This is a genomic window from Geodermatophilus sp. SYSU D00696, from assembly GCF_054050235.1.
Genome location: NZ_JBJGYY010000028.1, coordinates 24,891 through 39,814 on the forward strand (window position 1 = coordinate 24,891; position 14,924 = coordinate 39,814).

Genomic DNA, 14,924 nt, shown 5'->3' on the forward strand with positions numbered 1-14,924 from the left:
GCCCCGGCCGGCGCGCACCCCACACCGAGGACGAGGGACCCCTGCATGACCACCCGCATGACGGTGCAGCGACTCGCACGCCTGGTGCAGACCGGCGACGTCGAGGCCGTGCGCGCCGCCCTCATCGACGCGCCGCGGCTGCTCGCCGGGACCGTGGAGCAGGCCGGCGAGAGCGGCTGGACGCCGCTGCACCTGGCCGTGGCCGCCGGCCGCGAGGACGTCGTCCGCGAGCTCGCCGCGGCCGGCGCCGACCTCGGGGCGCGCACCGAGTCCGGCCGCACGCCGCTGCACGTCGCCGTCGAGCACGCCTCCGGGCTGGTGCCGGTCCTCGGCGAGCTCGGCGCCCCGGTCGACGCCCCCGCCGCCGCCTACCTCGACGACGTCGGCCGGCTGGCCGGCGAGCTCGACGGTGGCGCGCCGCTCACCGACCCGGGCACCGGGCTGGACCTGCTCACCGTGGCCGCGGCCGGTGGGGCGGCCGGCACCCTGCGGCTGCTGCTCGACCGCGGGGCCGACCCCGACGGCGGGGCGCTGGCCGCGGCCGCGGCGGTGCGCCGGCCCGACCTGGTGCGCGTGCTGCTCGACGCCGGCGCCCGCGTCGACCGCCGCGACCCCGACACCGGCCGCACGCCGCTGCACGAGGCCGTGGCCGCCGGACCGGGCGGCGACGCGCCCGAAGTCGTGCGCCTCCTGCTGGCCGCCGGGGCCGACGTCGACGCGACCACCTCCGACGGCGCGAGCGCCCTCGACATCGGCCGGGTCGCCGCCGCCCGCCACCGACGCGACGACGCAGGTCAGGCCGGTGCCCGCGACGCGCTCGTCGACCTGCTCGTGGCCGCCGGCGCCCGCAGCTGAGCCCGCGCGCGAGGATCCCCCGGGCAGGCCCGGCGCGCGAGCCGGACGGCAGGTCGGGCGGGACCGACCGGCGTAGAGTCAACGCCCGGTCCAGAGACGTCCACCGACGACGAAGAAGGCACTCGACCCCGTGTCACGCGACAACTCATCCCGGCCGTCCTCCACCGGTACCTCCTCGGCGGTGGCGGGCTTCGGCACCAACGAGTGGCTGGTCGAGGAGATGTACCAGCAGTTCCTCGCCGACCCGTCCAGCGTGGACCAGGCGTGGCACGAGTTCTTCGCCGACTACCGGCCGGGCAGCCCGGTCGCGGCGAGCGACGACCGTGAGCAGGCGCCCGCCTCGGCCGAGGCCGTGGCGCCCGCGAGCCCGTCGCCGAAGCCGGCCCCGGCCCCCGCGCCGGCCGCGGGCAACGGCGCCGAGCCCGCCGCGCGCCCGGCCGCCGCCGACGCCGCCGCCTCCGCCCCCGCGGCGGCCGCCCCGGCAGCGCCCGCCCCGGCACCGGCCGCCACCCGGTCGACCCCGGTGCCCGAGCGCACCGAGGACACCGTCGTCGACCGCGCCGCCGACCGCGCCGAGCAGAAGGCGAAGGCCGCCCCGGCCCCGGCCGCGCCGCAGCCGGCGAAGGCCCCCGCCGGCGACGGGCCGAAGCGGACGCCGCTGCGCGGTGCCGCCGCCAGCGTCGTCAAGAACATGAACGCCTCGCTCACCGTGCCCACGGCGACGAGCGTGCGCGCGGTGCCGGCCAAGCTGCTGGCCGACAACCGCATCGTCGTCAACAACCACCTCAAGCGCTCGCGCGGCGGCAAGGTCTCCTTCACCCACCTGATCGGCTACGCGCTGGTCCGGGCGCTGGACGACTTCCCGAACATGAACGCCGCCTTCGCCGAGGTCGACGGCAAGCCGACCCTCGTGCAGCCCGAGCACGTCAACTTCGGCCTGGCCATCGACCTGCCCAAGGCCGACGGCTCCCGCTCGCTGGTCGTCGCCTCGATCAAGGCCGCCGAGGAGATGGACTTCGCACAGTTCTGGGGCGCCTACGAGGACGTCATCCGCCGGGCCCGCGCCGGCAAGCTGACCCTCGAGGACTTCTCGGGCACCACGATCAGCCTGACCAACCCGGGCACGATCGGCACCGTCCACTCGGTGCCGCGGCTGACCGCCGGCCAGGGCGCGATCATCGGCGTCGGTGCCATGGAGTACCCGGCCGAGTTCCAGGGGATGAGCCCCGAGGCGCTGACCGAGCTCGGCGTCTCGAAGATCATCACGCTGACCTCGACCTACGACCACCGGATCATCCAGGGCGCCGAGTCCGGCGACTTCCTGCGCCGCCTGCACCAGCTGCTGCTGGGCGAGGACGGCTTCTACGACGAGGTCTTCCGGTCGCTGCGCATCCCCTACGAGCCGGTGCGCTGGATGCCCGACGTGCGGGTCAGCCGCGAGGGGCAGATCGACAAGGAAGCCCGGGTCATCGAGGTCATCGAGTCCTACCGGCGCAACGGCCACCTCATGGCCGACACCGACCCGCTCGAGTTCAAGGTCCGCAGCCACCCCGACCTCGACATCCTCCAGCACGGCCTGACGCTGTGGGACCTCGACCGGACCTTCCCCGTCGGCGGCTTCGCCGGCGAGAAGGTGATGCCGCTGCGCGACATCCTCGGCGTGCTGCGCAACTCCTACTGCCGCACCGTCGGCGTGGAGTACATGCACATCACCGACCCCGAGGAGCGCGAGTGGCTCCAGCAGCGCATCGAGGTCAAGCACGAGCAGCCCGACCGGGAGAAGCAGAAGCACATCCTCGGCCGGCTCAACGCCGCTGAGGCCTTCGAGACCTTCCTGCAGACCAAGTACGTCGGCCAGAAGCGGTTCAGCCTCGAGGGCGGCGAATCCGTCATCCCGCTGCTCGACGAGGTGCTCATCGCCGGCACCGACCACGGCCTCGACGAGGTCGCGATCGGCATGGCCCACCGCGGCCGGCTCAACGTGCTGGCCAACGTGCTCGGCAAGAGCTACGCCAAGATCTTCGGCGAGTTCGAGGGCAACATCGACCCCGGCACCGTCCAGGGCTCCGGCGACGTCAAGTACCACCTCGGCGCCGAGGGCACCTTCGAGAACCCGTTCACGCCGGGTGCGGAGATCGCCGTCTCGCTGGCCAGCAACCCCTCGCACCTGGAGACGGTCAACCCCGTCCTCGAGGGCGTCGTCCGCGCCAAGCAGGACATGATCGACAAGGGCGAGCAGGGCTTCACCGTCCTGCCGGTGCTGCTGCACGGCGACGCCGCGTTCGCCGGCCAAGGCGTGGTCCAGGAGACGCTGAACCTGTCGCAGCTGCGCGGCTACCGCACCGGCGGCACCGTGCACGTCGTCATCAACAACCAGGTCGGCTTCACCACCAGCCCGGCGGCGTCGCGCTCGAGCCTGTACTCCACCGACGTCGCGCGGATGGTCAACGCGCCGGTCTTCCACGTCAACGGCGACGACCCCGAGGCGTGCGTCCGCATGGCCCGGCTCGCCGTCGAGTACCGGCAGGCGTTCAAGAAGGACGTCGTCATCGACCTCGTCTGCTACCGCCGCCGCGGGCACAACGAGGGCGACGACCCGTCGATGACCCAGCCGCTGATGTACGAGATCATCGACCGCAAGCGCTCGGTCCGGAAGCTCTACACCGAGGCGCTCATCGGCCGCGGCGACATCACCCTCGCCGAGGCCGAGGAGGCCCTGAAGGACTACCGCGACCAGCTGGAGCGGGCCTTCGCCGAGACGCACGACGCGAGCGAGACCCCCAAGCCGCAGCCGGTCATGGACCAGCCCGGCGAGCAGGGGACGGCCGTCGCCACCGCCATCACCCCCGAGGTGATGAAGGCGATCGGCGACGCGCACGTGTCCCTGCCCGCCGAGTTCACCGTGCACCCCAAGCTCAAGCGGATGCTCGAGCGGCGCGCGGCGATGGTGAGCGAGGGCGGCATCGACTGGGCGATGGGCGAGCTGCTCGCCTACGGGTCGCTGCTGATGCAGGGCATCCCGGTGCGGCTGGCCGGCCAGGACTCCCGCCGGGGCACGTTCGTACAGCGGCACGCGGTCCTCATCGACCGGGAGACCGCCGCCGAGTACACCCCGCTGGCCCACCTGTCCGAGGACCAGGCGAAGTTCTTCGTCTACGACTCGCTGCTGTCCGAGTACGCCGCCCTGGGCTTCGAGTACGGCTACTCGGTGGCCAACCCGAGGGCGCTGGTGCTCTGGGAGGCGCAGTTCGGCGACTTCATCAACGGCGCGCAGATGGTCATCGACGAGTACATCAGCTCCGGCGAGGCCAAGTGGGGCCAGCGCTCGGGCGTGGTGCTGCTGCTGCCGCACGGCCTCGAGGGCCAGGGCCCCGACCACTCCAGCGGCCGCATCGAGCGCTTCCTGCAGGTCTCGGCGGAGAACAACATCACCGTCGCCAACTGCACGACGCCGGGCAACTACTTCCACCTGCTGCGCCGTCAGGCGCTCTCCGACGTGCACCGGCCGCTGGTCGTGTTCACGCCGAAGTCGCTGTTGCGGGCCAAGGCGGCGGTCAGCCCGGTCGCGGACTTCACCGACGAGGGCTTCCGCCCGGTGCTCGGTGACCCGGGCGTCGGCGGCGAGCCGCTCGACGACGCCGCGGTGCGCCGGGTGCTGCTGTGCAGCGGCAAGGTCGCCTACGACCTCCTGGCGCAGCGCGAGGCCGAGGGCCGCGCCGACACCGCGGTCGTCCGCGTCGAGCAGCTGTACCCGCTGCCCGGCGAGCAGGTCCGGCAGGCCCTCGACCGGTACCCGAACGCGACCGACCTGGTCTGGGTGCAGGAGGAGCCGGCGAACATGGGCGCCTGGTCGTTCATGGCGCTCAACCTGCCCGATCACCTCGGCGGCCGGACCCTGCGCCGGGTCAGCCGCCGGGCCTCGGCCAGCCCCGCCGTCGGCTCGGCGAAGGTGCACGAGGTCGAGCAGAAGGAGCTCGTCGCCCAGGCGTTCGCCGACTGACCGGGTACTCCACGACGTGTACTTCACCGACAGGGGCCTGGAGGAGCTGGCCAACCGGCGGGGCGGGGAGCAGGTGACCCTCGCCTGGCTGGCCGACCAGCTGCAGGCCTTCGTGGACCAGCACCCGGACTTCGAGGTGCCGATCGAGCGACTGGCGACCTGGTTGGCGCGCGGCGGCACCGACGACGTCGACGACCTCGACGACTGACGGCGCCTGCCCGCGCGATGATCAGGTGACCTGATCGTGGCGCGTCCTCCCTCACGTCCCACCGCGAGGGAGGACGCGCTGCGGTGAGGGAGGACGCCGGTCACCTGGTGATCGCGCCGGTGCGCCTCCGCCACCTGCGGGCCGCCGGACGGGACGCTGCGCACGTGCTCGGTCACTCCCACGCGCTCTCCGGTCTGGCCGCCGGTGCGGCGACCCTCCCCTGGGCCCCGGTCGACGGCACCGTCGCCCAGGTGGCGTGGGTGGCCGCCGTCGGTGGGTTCGCCATGCTGCCCGACCTGGACCACAGCGGGTCGACGGTCTCGGACATGTGGGGCCCCGTGACCGACGTGCCGTCGGGCGCCATCGGCCGGCTCGCCGGCGGGCACCGCTGGGGCACGCACGACGCGCTGCTGGCGCCCGTGGCCTTCGGCGCCGTCGCGCTGGCCGCCGCGAACCTGTACTGGTCCAGCCTGGTGGTCATCGCGCTGGCGATCGGGCTGGCGCTGCGCGCGCTGCACTTCGTCATCCCCGGCCGGGCGGAGAACACCGTCGTCGGGAACCTGCTGCTGTCCTTCGGCGGCGCGTGGCTGCTGCTCGAGCACATGCCCCAGCCCCTGTGGCTGCCCTGGGCGGTCGCCCTGGGGGTGCTCACCCACGTCGTCGGCGACCTGATCACCAAGCAGGGCGTGCCGCTGCCGCTGGTCTGGCTGCTCAAGCGCAAGCGCGTCGCGCTCACCCCCATGCGCACGGGAACGACTCTGGAGAAGGCGGTGCTGGCGCCGGCCTTCCTGCTCGTCGCCGTGTGGTTCCTCTACGACAACACCGCCGCCCGCGACGTCGTCGACCCCTACCTGCAGGGGCTGCTCAGCCTCGGCGGCTGAGACCGCGCGGGGCCCCGCCGACCAGCCGCTACGGTCCCCCGCTGTGACCGCCGTCCCGCCCCGACTCGGCCGGGGCACCCACGTCGGCTACGCCCTGGGCTCCATCGGCACCGCGGCCTTCGGCACCGTCCCCGGCCTGCTGCTGCTCTACTACCTGACCGACGTGCTCGGGGTCGCCGCGGGGCTGGCCGGGCTGGTCGTCTTCGCGCCCAAGGCGTGGGACGTGCTGCTCAACCCGTGGATCGGCAGCCGCTCCGACCGGACGAGGAGCCGCTGGGGGCCGCGCCGGCCGTGGATGCTCGCCGGCGGGTTGGCGCTGCCGCCGCTGTTCGTCCTCGTCTTCGCCGGACCGGGCGCCCCGCCGGCGCTGGCCGCCACGTGGGTCGCGGTCACCTTCCTGCTGGCCGCCACCGCCTACGGCTGCTTCCAGGTGCCCTACGTCGCCCAGCCGGCCGAGATCACCGACGACCCCGGCGAGCGCGCGACGCTCATGTCCTGGCGGGTGGCGGCGCTGGCGCTGGGCATCCTGCTCGCCGGTGCGGGCGCCCCCGCGGTGGTCGACGCGTTCGGCGGCGGGCGCGCCGGGCACCTGGCGATGGCGGTCTTCGTGGCGGTGCTGCTCGCGGGCGGGATGCTCGGCGCGGTCGCCGGCACCCGCAACGCGCCCACGCTCACCCGCACCACCAGCGAGGGCCGGCTCCGCGCGACCCTGGCGCTGACCTGGCGGTCCCGGCCGTTCCGGGTGCTGCTCACCGGCTTCGTCGTCCAGGCGCTCGGCATCGGCGTCATGCTCGCCGGCGTCCCGTACTACTCCGAGCAGGTGCTCGGCGACCCCGCGGCCGGCTCGCTGCTGTTCGGGGCGCTCGTGGGCCCGGCGATCCTCGTCATGCCGCTGTGGCTGCGGGTGAGCCGGCGGCTGGGCAAGCGCACCGGGCTGCTGGCGTCCTCCGCCCTGTTCGGCTGCGCGGCGGCCGCGCTGGCGCTGGTCGGCACCGGCGGCACGGGTCTCGCCGTCGCCCTCGTGGTGCTCGTCGGCGTCGGCTACGCCGGCATGCAGATGTTCCCGCTGGCGATGCTGCCCGACGTCGTCGCCGCCGACGAGGCCGCCTCCGGGCAGCGGCGGGCCGGGGTGTTCACCGGCGTCTGGACGGCGGCCGAGACCCTCGGCCTCGCGGTCGGCCCCGGCCTGCTCGGGCTGCTGCTCGCCGCGTCCAGGTACGCCTCCTCCGCCGGCGGGGACGCCGCCCAGTCCGCCGGCGCGGTGCTGGCCGTGCGGCTCGGCTTCTCCGTCGTCCCGGCGCTGTTCGTGCTGGTCAGCCTGCCGGTGCTGGCCCGCTACCGGCTCGACCCCGTCCCCACCCGACCCGAGGAGGTCCCGGCGTGACGCCGCAGGAGGTGCTGGCCGAGCTCACCGCGCTGCAGGCCGGCGACGTCCCCACCCACGGGGGCTCGACGATGGCCTACGTCTACGACTCCGGCCGCGCCGGCCTCGAGGACCTCGCCGCCGCGGCCCAGGCGGCGTTCCAGTGGACCAACGCGCTCGACCCGACCGCCTTCCCCAGCGTGGCCCGCATCGAGGACGACCTGGTGGGCGCGGCGGCCGACCTGCTCGGCGGCGGCCCGGCGACCGTCGGCACGGTCACCAGCGGCGGCACGGAGAGCTGCCTGCTGGCGGTACTGGCCGCCCGCGAGCGGTGGCGGGCGCGGGGCGGCACCGGCCGTCCCCGGCTGCTGCTGCCGGTCACCGCGCACGCGGCCTTCCGCAAGGCCGCGCACCTGTTCGACCTGGCGGTCGTCGACGTCGCCGTCGACCCGGTCAGCTGCCGCGCGCTGCCCTCGGCCGTGGCCGGTGCGCTCGACGCCCGGACCGCGCTGGTTGTCGTCAGCGCGCCGTCCTACCCGCACGGGGTGCTCGACCCGGTCGGCGAGGTGGCCGCCCTGGCCGCCGCCGCGGGGGTCCCCTGCCACGTCGACGCGTGCATCGGCGGCTGGGTGCTGCCCTTCCTCGACGACGTCCCCGAGCCCTTCGACCTGTCGGTGCCCGGGGTGACCTCGCTGTCGGTGGACCTGCACAAGTACGGCTACGCGCCCAAGGGCGTCTCGGTGCTCCTCACCGCGGAGCCGGAGCTGCGCCAGGCGCACTGGTTCAGCACCGCGGGCTGGCCGGGCTACCCCGTGGTCAACCCCACCCTGGCCGGCACCCGCCCCGCGGGGCCGATGGCCGCCGCCTGGGCTGTGCACCGGTGGCTGGGCCGCGACGGGTACGCCGAGCTCGCCCGCGCCACCCGGGCGGCCACGGTCGCGCTGGCCGAGGGAGCGGCGGCGGTCCCCGGGCTGCGGGTGGTCGGGACGCCGGTGGCCACGCTGGTCGCGCTCGCGCAGGACGGCCCGGACGGCGTCGACGTGCTCAACCTCGCCGACGAGGCCGCCGTCCGTGGCTGGCTGCTGCAGCCCCAGCCGCCGTTCGCCCAGCCCGGCGGCGCGGACCTGCCGGCCACGCTGCACCTGACGGTCGCCGGCGCCACGGCGGGACGGGTGGACGCGCTGCTCGCCGACCTCGCCGACGCCGCCCGCGCCGCCGCCGCGCTGCCCCGCCCGGTCGCCGACCCCGGGCTGGTCGCCGCCGCGGCGACGATCGACCCCGCCACGCTGACCGTCGCCGAGGTCGACGCGCTGCTCGAGCTGGCCGGCGTCGGCGGCGGCCGGCTCCCCGAGCGGATGGCACCGGTGCACGCCCTGGTGGCCGCGCTCTCCCGTCCGGTGGCCGAGCGGCTCCTGGCCGGGCTCCTCGACCTGGTCTACCGGCCGCGCCGGGAGGCACGCGCTAACGGGTGATCCGCTGGTCCCGCGCGCAGGCGGCCACGGCCTCGGCCACCGCGGGCGCCACCCGCCGGTCCAGTGGGCTGGGCACGACGTGGCCAGGAGCCAGGTCCTCCCCGACGACGGCGGCGACGGCCCCGGCCGCCGCGAGCTTCATCTCCTCCGTGATCGCGCGGGCGCCGGCGTCGATGGCGCCGCGGAACACCCCGGGGAAGGCCAGCACGTTGTTGATCTGGTTGGGCAGGTCGCTGCGCCCGGTGGCCACCACCGCGGCGTACCGCGCGGCCATCTCCGGGTCGACCTCGGGCGTCGGGTTGGCCAGCGAGAACACGATCCCGCCCGGCGCCATCGACGCGATGGCCGCCTCGGGCACCGTGCCGCCGGACAGCCCCAGGTAGACGTCGGCGCCCTCGAGCGCACCGGTCATCGTGCCCGCGAAGCCGGCGCGGTTGGTGTGCTCGGCGAGCTCCCGCTTGACCGGGGTGAGGTCCTCGCGGCCGCGGTGCAGCACGCCGCGGGAGTCGGCCACCGCGATGTCCCCCACCCCCGCCTCGAGCAGGATCCGGGTGCAGGCGACCCCCGCGGCCCCGGCGCCGGCCACGACCACCCGCAGGTCACCGAGCGCGCGGCCGGTGACCGTCGCGGCGTTGCGCAGGGCGGCCAGGACGACGATCGCCGTGCCGTGCTGGTCGTCGTGCATGACCGGGACGTCGAGCCGCTCGCGCAGCCGGTCCTCGATCTCGAAGCACCGCGGCGCGCTGATGTCCTCGAGGTTGATCCCGCCGAAGGACGGCGCGATCGCGGCCACGGTCTCCACGATCGCGTCGACGTCGGTGGTCGACAGCACGACCGGCACCGCGGACAGCCCGGCGAACTCGCTGAACAGGCAGGCCTTGCCCTCCATGACCGGCAGCGCCGCGGCCGGTCCGATGTCGCCCAGGCCGAGGACGGCGGTGCCGTCGGAGACGACGGCCACCACGCGCGGCGCCCAGGTGAAGCGGCGGGCCAGGGCCGGCTCGGCGGCGATGGCGCTGGAGACCCGGGCGACCCCGGGGGTGTAGGTGAGCGCGAGGTCCTCCCGCGAGGTGATGCCGCGCGTGGGCCGGACCGTCAGCTTGCCGCCCTCGTGGACCGCGAACGCCGGGTCGCCGGCGAATCGGTCGGCGGTCGTCCCCGGCTGACCGGTCTCTGCGCCCATGGCCCCAGCAGGGTAGTGCCGTGCGCTCCCCCGCCCCACCCCGTGGGGCGAGGCCGCGGGCCCGCCGCCTCGCTACCGTGCCGCCCGTGGAGATCCGAGAGCTCGCCGTGCCGGACAGCTACGTGCTCGACCTGGTGCCGCACGGCGACGACCGCGGCCGGTTCACCGAGTGGTACCGCGCCGACGTCCTCGCCTCGGCCACCGGGCGGTCGCTGCCGCTGGCGCAGGCCAACCACAGCGTGTCCGCCCTCGGCGTGCTCCGCGGCGTGCACTTCGCGCTGGTCCCGCCCGGGCAGGCGAAGTACGTCTACTGCCCGGCCGGGCGGGTCCTCGACGTCGTCGTCGACATCCGGGTCGGGTCGCCGACCTTCGGCGTCTCCGACGCGGTGCTGCTGGAGTCCGACCGGCCCCGCGCGGTGTTCCTCGCCGAGGGGCTGGGGCACGCGTTCGTCGCCCTCGAGGACGGGTCGTCGGTGACCTACCTGGTGTCCTCGGGCTACAGCCCCGGCCGCGAGTTCGGCATCTCCCCGTTCGACCCCGACCTCGGCCTGCCGTGGCCGGCCGGCGTGGAGTACCGGCTGTCGGACAAGGACCGGGCCGCGCCCACCCTCGCCCAGGCCCGGGAGCAGGGGATCCTGCCGACGATGGAGCAGTGCACGGCCCACTACGACCGGCAGCGCGCGGGCTCCTAGCCCGACGGCGGGGGTGGCGCCAGCCGGCCGGGCCGCGGCCGCAGCCGGGCGACGACGCGGCCGACGGCGACCGCCGGCCCGTAGGCGCGGCTGTCGTCGGCGACCAGCGGGTTGTCGCCGCGGACGTCGACGGCGCCGTCGCCGAGCAGCCGGTGCACCCGCTTGACCACCAGCAGGTCGGGCCGGGACGGGAAGCGGGCCAGGACGACGTCGCCGACCGCCACCTCCCCGCGCCGCGCCCGCCGCACCAGCAGCCGGTCGCCGTGCCGCACCGTCGGGGACATCGACGGGCCGCTCACCCGCGCCAGCACCCACGCCGACCGCAGCGGCGGGACGGCCCGCTCACCGGGACGGGGACTGATCACCGCGAGTAGGGTCCCAGACGACCCGATCGATCGACATACGGAGGAGAGGGCATGCTGTTCAGCCGCGTGTTCTCCGCCGTGGAGGCCAGCGCGCACTGCGACCTCCCGTGCGGCGTGTACGACCCTGCCCAGGCCCGCATCGAGGCGGAGTCGGTGAAGGCCATCCAGGAGAAGTACCAGGGCAGCGAGGACGAGGTCTTCCGGCAGCGCTGCGTGCTCATCAAGGAGCAGCGCTCCGACCTGGTGAAGCACCACCTGTGGGTGCTGTGGACCGACTACTTCAAGCCGCCGCACTTCGAGAAGTACCCGCAGCTGCACGAGCTGTTCAACAAGGCCACCAAGCAGGCCGGCGCGGCCGGCGGCAAGGGCAGCATGGACCCCGCCGAGGGCCAGAAGCTGCTCGACTACATCGCCGAGATCGACCGGATCTTCTGGGAGACCAAGGCCGCCGCATAGCGGAACGACCCCGACGGCCGGTGGGCTCCTCGCCCGCCGGCCGTCGGCGTCCCCGGGCACCGGTGAGATCCGGGGACGGCGCCGGTCACAGCCTGCGACACCCCGACCCGAGGAGACCCGCGATGGCCGTCCGGCTCAACCCCTACCTGCACTTCTCCGGCAACGCCCGCGAGGCGATGGACTTCTACCGCTCGATCCTCGGCGGCCACCTCGAGGTCATGACGTTCGGTGACATGGGCGGGGGCGGGGGTCAGTACCCCGACGACGGCGTCATGCACGCCTTCCTGCGTACTGACCACGGGCTCGAGCTCATGGCCTCCGACGGGCACGACCCCGACGCCGGTGGGCCGGACAAGGTGTCGCTCTCGCTGTCCGGCGACGACCTCGAGGTGCTCACCCGCTGGTTCGAGGCGCTGGCCGACGGCGGCGCGGTCGACGTCCCGCTGAAGAGGCAGATGTGGGGCGACACGTTCGGCCAGGTGACCGACCGGTTCGGCATCCGCTGGCTCGTGAACGTCGCGACGCCCGGCGTGTGAGCGACCCGCCGGGGGCCCCGGCGGGGCGGCGGGGCCGCCGCCGGGCCCCGGTACCGTCAGCCCTCGATGCGCATCGACCGGGCCGGGTGGCCCTTCATCACCGGACCCCTCGGCCCGGCCGCCGTGCTGGCCGCCGCGGGCGCGCGGACGGGTCGCCGCTGGGCGCGCGTCGCGGCCTGGCCGTTCCTGGCGCTGTCGGCCTACATGGTCCTGTTCTTCCGCGACCCCGACCGCCCCTGCGACCGCGAGGAGCCACCGGCCGACGTGGTCCTGTCCCCGGCCGACGGCATGGTGATGGTCGCCGGCGAGCCGCAGGAGGGCGTCGCCCCCGAGCCCGCCCCGCCGGGTGGCTGGCAGCAGGTCAGCGTGTTCCTCTCCGTCGTCGACGTGCACGTCAACCGCTCCCCCTACCGCGGCGAGGTCGTGCAGAGCTCCTACCGCAAGGGCAGCTTCCTGGCCGCCTACCGGGCCGAGTCCGCGCACCGCAACGAGCGCAGCGAGCTGTGGCTGCGCGAGGACCACCCGGAGGGCGAACGGACCGTCGTCTTCCGCCAGCTGGTCGGGGTGCTGGCGCGCCGCATCGTCACGCGCACCGGCGTCGGCCGGCGGCTGGCCACCGGGGAGCGGTTCGGCCTCATGAAGTTCGGCTCGCGGATGGACGTCTTCCTGCCCGCGGAGTGCACGATCACCGTGCGGAAGGGCCAGCGCGTGCGGGGCGGCGACACCGTCATCGGCCGCTGGCCCACCGCCGGCTGAGGGCCCCGGTGCCCAGCTCGGCCTCGGGCGAGGGGCGGCCCACGACCCGCCGCACGGCGACCGTGGAGTTCGTCCGCGGCTCGGTCCGCGGCAGCCGCCGCCGCGCCATGGCGACCCTGCCCAGCCTGTTCACGCTGGCCAACATGATGTGCGGCTTCGCCGCGATCCTGCTGTCGATCCGCGGGCAGTACACCCTCGCCGCCGTCCTCATCGGCCTGTCGGTGCTCTTCGACATCGCCGACGGCGCGGTCGCCCGCCTGGTCGGCGCGGTGAGCTCCTTCGGCCTGCAGTTCGACTCGCTGGCCGACCTGGTCTCCTTCGGCCTGGCCCCGGCCCTGCTCGCGTTCACCCTGTTCTCCGAGGGCCGGGACGAGTGGGACCCGCTGGGCTGGGTGGTCTGCTTCCTGTGGGTGGCGTGCGCGGCGATCCGGCTGGCCCGCTTCAACACCACCATCGACCCCACCGCGGACAAGCGGTACTTCACGGGCATGCCCAGCCCGGGCGCGGCCGGCGTCGTCCTGGCGTCGGTGTTCGCCTTCGGCGACCAGATGCAGGGCCGCGACCGGCTCTGGGTGCTGCTCATCGTCGCCGTCCCCGCGCTGCTCATGGTCAGCACCGTCCGGTTCCGCTCGTTCCGGTCGCTGGTCAGCCCCCGCAGCGGGCGCCCGTACGGACTGGTCCTCGCCGCCGTCGCCCTGGTCGTCGGGTTCGCCACCGTCCCGGTCGTCACCGGCTGCGTGCTCGCCTACGGGTACCTGCTCGCGCCGGTCCTGGTGCCGCTGCTCTCCCCCCTCGGCCGGCTGGTGCCGGCCCGCGTCCGGGAGGTGCTCACGTGACGATCCGCCGCATGGAGCCCGCCGACGTCCCGGCCGTCGTGGGCCTGGTGCGCGAGCTGGCCGAGTACGAGGAGTCCGCGCACGAGGTCCGGCTCACCGAGGAGCAGCTGCACGCCGCGCTGTTCGGGGAGTCGCCCGCGCTGTTCGGGCACGTCGCGCTCGGTCCCGACGGCGAGGTCGCCGGGATGGCGCTGTGGTTCCTGAACTTCTCCACCTGGCGCGGCACCCACGGCCTCTACCTGGAGGACCTCTACGTCCGGCCGCAGCACCGCGGAACGGGTCTGGGCCGGGAGCTGCTGCGGACGCTCGCGGCCACCTGCGTCGAGCGCGGCTACAGCCGGCTGGAGTGGTCGGTGCTCGACTGGAACACCCCGTCGATCGACTTCTACCGGGCCGCCGGCGCGCTCCCGCTGGACGGGTGGACGGTGTTCCGGCTGACCGACGACGCGCTCGCCGACTTCGCCGCCGACCGACGCGACTGACCGGGTCGTCACGGCGTGAGGCAGGCTGGGGGCGTGGGAACCGAGCGTGGCACGCCCGAGTGCTGGCTGACCGACATGGACGGCGTCCTGGTGCACGAGGGACAGGCCCTGCCGGGGGCCGCGGACTTCCTCGCCCGGCTGGTCGACGCGGAACGGCGTTTCCTCGTCCTGACCAACAACTCGATCTTCACCCCGCGTGACCTCGCCGCCCGGCTGGCGCGCTCGGGCCTGCACGTGCCCGAGGAGTCGATCTGGACCTCGGCGCTGGCGACGGCGGACTTCCTGTCCTCCCAGCTGCCCGGCGGCTCGGCGTACGTGATCGGCGAGGCGGGGTTGACGACGGCGCTGTACGAGGCCGGCTACACCCTGACCGACACCGATCCCGACTACGTCGTCCTGGGTGAGACGCGCACCTACTCCTTCGAGGCCATCACCCGGGCGATCCGGCTGATCGGCGCCGGGTCGCGGTTCATCGCCACCAACCCCGACGTGACCGGCCCCTCGCCCGAGGGCCCGCTGCCGGCCACCGGCTCGGTGGCTGCGATGATCACCGAGGCCACCGGCGCCAAGCCCTACTTCGTGGGCAAGCCCAACCCGATGATGTTCCGCAGCGCCATGAACCGGATCGAGGCCCACTCCGAGAGCACGGTGATGATCGGCGACCGCATGGACACCGACGTCGTCGCCGGCATCGAGGCGGGCCTGGAGACGATCCTGGTGCTCACCGGGTCGACCACGGCCGCCGACGTCGCCCGCTTCCCGTTCCGCCCCAGCCGGGTGCTCGACTCGATCGCCGACGTCGTCGACCTGGTGTGAGAAGGACCCCGTCCTCCCCACCC

Annotated in this window: 15 protein-coding genes; 13 read left to right on the plus strand and 2 right to left on the minus strand. The window is 74.7% G+C overall.

The genetic code is table 11. The features are described from left to right. Positions 1-45: 45 nt before the first annotated feature. The 6 genes from ACI79O_RS17105 (at position 46) to ACI79O_RS17130 (ending at position 8,779) form a co-directional block, all read left to right on the plus strand. Positions 46-855: an ankyrin repeat domain-containing protein gene (locus ACI79O_RS17105; RefSeq protein WP_456914733.1), complete on the plus strand. Its 810-nt coding sequence runs from the start codon at positions 46-48 to the stop codon at positions 853-855. Positions 856-1,036: 181 nt separating this feature from the next. Continuing rightward, on the plus strand, positions 1,037-4,855 hold the full coding sequence (locus ACI79O_RS17110; protein ID WP_456914734.1) for a multifunctional oxoglutarate decarboxylase/oxoglutarate dehydrogenase thiamine pyrophosphate-binding subunit/dihydrolipoyllysine-residue succinyltransferase subunit: 3,819 nt from the start codon (positions 1,037-1,039) through the stop codon (positions 4,853-4,855). A gap of 16 nt (positions 4,856-4,871) precedes the next feature. Beyond that, positions 4,872-5,063 carry a DUF6104 family protein gene (locus ACI79O_RS17115; protein ID WP_456914735.1) on the plus strand — a complete coding sequence of 64 codons (192 nt, stop codon included), beginning with the start codon at positions 4,872-4,874 and terminating at the stop codon, positions 5,061-5,063. Positions 5,064-5,146: 83 nt separating this feature from the next. Beyond that, positions 5,147-5,944, plus strand: coding sequence for a metal-dependent hydrolase (locus ACI79O_RS17120; protein ID WP_456914736.1), 798 nt, complete (start codon positions 5,147-5,149; stop codon positions 5,942-5,944). A 43-nt stretch (positions 5,945-5,987) separates the two neighbouring features. After that, a complete protein-coding gene (locus ACI79O_RS17125) occupies positions 5,988-7,328 on the plus strand; it encodes an MFS transporter (protein ID WP_456914737.1) in 1,341 nt (446 codons plus the stop codon). Further along, a complete protein-coding gene (locus ACI79O_RS17130; RefSeq protein WP_456914738.1) occupies positions 7,325-8,779 on the plus strand; it encodes a pyridoxal phosphate-dependent decarboxylase family protein in 1,455 nt (484 codons plus the stop codon). Before ACI79O_RS17125 ends, ACI79O_RS17130 begins: the two co-directional genes overlap by 4 nt. Here the strand turns inward: ACI79O_RS17130 and ACI79O_RS17135 are convergent. Then, positions 8,769-9,962, minus strand: coding sequence for an NAD(P)-dependent malic enzyme (locus ACI79O_RS17135; RefSeq protein WP_456892920.1), 1,194 nt, complete (start codon positions 9,960-9,962; stop codon positions 8,769-8,771). The two genes, ACI79O_RS17130 and ACI79O_RS17135, sit on opposite strands and share 11 nt — an antisense overlap. A gap of 86 nt (positions 9,963-10,048) precedes the next feature. On the opposite strand from ACI79O_RS17135, the gene ACI79O_RS17140 reads away from it, so the two are divergent. Next, positions 10,049-10,654 carry a dTDP-4-dehydrorhamnose 3,5-epimerase family protein gene (locus ACI79O_RS17140; RefSeq protein ID WP_456914739.1) on the plus strand — a complete coding sequence of 202 codons (606 nt, stop codon included), beginning with the start codon at positions 10,049-10,051 and terminating at the stop codon, positions 10,652-10,654. Here ACI79O_RS17140 and ACI79O_RS17145 read toward each other — a convergent pair. After that, on the minus strand, positions 10,651-11,019 hold the full coding sequence (locus tag ACI79O_RS17145; RefSeq protein ID WP_456914740.1) for a S26 family signal peptidase: 369 nt from the start codon (positions 11,017-11,019) through the stop codon (positions 10,651-10,653). The genes ACI79O_RS17140 and ACI79O_RS17145 overlap by 4 nt on opposite strands. 51 nt (positions 11,020-11,070) lie before the next feature. Here ACI79O_RS17145 and sodN point away from each other — a divergent pair, with 51 nt between their 5' ends. From sodN to ACI79O_RS17175, 6 genes are all read left to right on the plus strand, one after another. After that, positions 11,071-11,475 carry a superoxide dismutase, Ni gene (gene sodN / locus ACI79O_RS17150; protein WP_456876506.1) on the plus strand — a complete coding sequence of 135 codons (405 nt, stop codon included), beginning with the start codon at positions 11,071-11,073 and terminating at the stop codon, positions 11,473-11,475. Between the two features lie 122 nt (positions 11,476-11,597). Next, complete coding sequence (locus tag ACI79O_RS17155) at positions 11,598-12,011, plus strand: VOC family protein (protein ID WP_456914741.1); 414 nt, start codon at positions 11,598-11,600, stop codon at positions 12,009-12,011. Between the two features lie 66 nt (positions 12,012-12,077). Then, a complete protein-coding gene (locus ACI79O_RS17160) occupies positions 12,078-12,767 on the plus strand; it encodes a phosphatidylserine decarboxylase (RefSeq protein WP_456892914.1) in 690 nt (229 codons plus the stop codon). Positions 12,768-12,775: 8 nt separating this feature from the next. Further along, entirely contained in the window at positions 12,776-13,603 is an 828-nt protein-coding gene (gene pssA, locus ACI79O_RS17165; protein WP_456876502.1) for a CDP-diacylglycerol--serine O-phosphatidyltransferase, read from the plus strand. After that, the gene (locus ACI79O_RS17170; RefSeq protein ID WP_456914742.1) at positions 13,600-14,085 is read left to right on the plus strand and encodes an N-acetyltransferase family protein; all 486 of its coding nucleotides are present in this window, start codon (positions 13,600-13,602) and stop codon (positions 14,083-14,085) included. The genes pssA and ACI79O_RS17170 overlap by 4 nt, the downstream gene beginning before the upstream one ends. 33 nt (positions 14,086-14,118) lie before the next feature. Next, positions 14,119-14,901, plus strand: a complete 783-nt coding sequence (locus ACI79O_RS17175; RefSeq protein ID WP_456876499.1) for an HAD-IIA family hydrolase — start codon at positions 14,119-14,121, stop codon at positions 14,899-14,901. Positions 14,902-14,924 lie beyond the last annotated feature (23 nt).